At 52.2% G+C, this 1,463-nt stretch carries 1 protein-coding gene; it reads left to right on the top strand.

The window, feature by feature from the left end:
- Positions 1 to 490: 490 nt before the first annotated feature.
- The gene (locus IVW53_15990; GenBank protein MBF6607064.1) at positions 491 to 1,351 is read left to right on the top strand and encodes a hypothetical protein; all 861 of its coding nucleotides are present in this window, start codon (positions 491 to 493) and stop codon (positions 1,349 to 1,351) included.
- The last annotated feature ends 112 nt before the right edge of the window (positions 1,352 to 1,463 follow it).

Here is a 1,463-nt window from a genome sequence, read left to right on the forward strand (position 1 = left end):
CCACAACCACCCAGAGCAGACTTGTTAAGACATAGAGAGTAAGCAGCTTGTTACATAGGTTTCGGAGAAGAGTGTTGACGATCCTTTGCGAAAGAGCAGTGCACGAGATTTCCCGAGCTACGACCAGAGTCCCCCGTCTTCCCGTTGGGTCCTTTTGGGACGATCCCAAATGGCCGATATTCCACCGGCTTCCTGGATTCCGACTTCGACTTCAGTCGCACAAGCTTTTGCGACTCAAATAGATGTAGCCACAGGCACGCACAGTTTGCTCGCACCAGAGTTCACGGGGGCCTACGCCCCATCCCCATCGTCTAGCCTACTTCCAGCGCTAGCGTCCTTGGGACCTCCAGTTGCCCCGATATCCAGTAGATTTGACATGTCCAGACATATTCCAGTATCCCAGACCTCGGCTCGAGTCCCAGTAGCTTCACGTTCTACAGCCTCCCGTCCAGTAGCTCCTCGTCCAGACCACTCAGGCCTTGACAGCATCTTGAAGAGCCTGGCCCCAGATAAGTTTTCTGGTCATGTTGAAGAGCAAGACATAGAAGATTGGATCACCCAGATGGAAAGATTTCTCAGGATCTCCCAGATACCAGAGCACCTCCAGGTAGATGTTGCTGCAGCCTGCTTGACAGGACCAGCTTCCAGGGCATGGTCATCAATTGAAAAGCTACGCAGACAGCACAATCAAGAGATCCAGCTTACTTTCCTCTTTGACACATTGAGGAGGAGTTATGGCGAGATTTTCCCAGAGCAGAAGTTTCGGCAGAAGCTTAAGACACTGCGCCAGACAGATACAGTAGAAGAGTATGCCAGAGCCTTCATGACCATACTTGGGCAGTTGAAAGTTCCCATGTCTGAGCTAGACCAGATAGACCAGTTCATGCAGGGGTTGAAAGAACCCCTGAGGATGCAGTGCTTGTGGGATCCAGCCAGCCAGGGTCCATTTAACGACCTCCAGAGATTAGTAGCATATGCTACAGCACATGATGTTTCTCATCGTGTCCAGCCTGAGTCTGCATCGCCTGATGCAGAATCCAGCCAGTACCCAGCCCATGATTCACTCGCAGAAACAAACATGGCCAGTCCAGGCCTCAAGAGACGAAGGGAAAATGACTCCAGTCTTGTTGAGCCCCAGAAATCCCGCCGGTTCCATGCAGCATTCACGCCTAACTATAGGGGCACTCCAGAAGCTGAATACCTTATGGAGCATCGATTGTGCTTCCATTGTATCCAGCCGGGTCATTCAGTGAGGGATTGCCCAGTGAAGCACGATGAGAGGAAGCCTGCAACTAAGTTCCAGCTTTCTGCCAGTGGGGAGCCAGTCCTGTCCCAACCCAGCACGTCCTGACAGTAGATGCAGTCTCTCGAGCCATTCCAGCAGAAGCAGAGTTGCCTTGGCCAGTTTGCCAAGACACAGCACGTTGGCCAGTTTGCCAAAATCCAGAGTTGCCTTGGCCAGT

The organism is Chloroflexota bacterium, assembly GCA_015478725.1.
In the GTDB taxonomy this organism is placed as follows: domain Bacteria; phylum Chloroflexota; class Limnocylindria; order Limnocylindrales; family CSP1-4; genus C-114.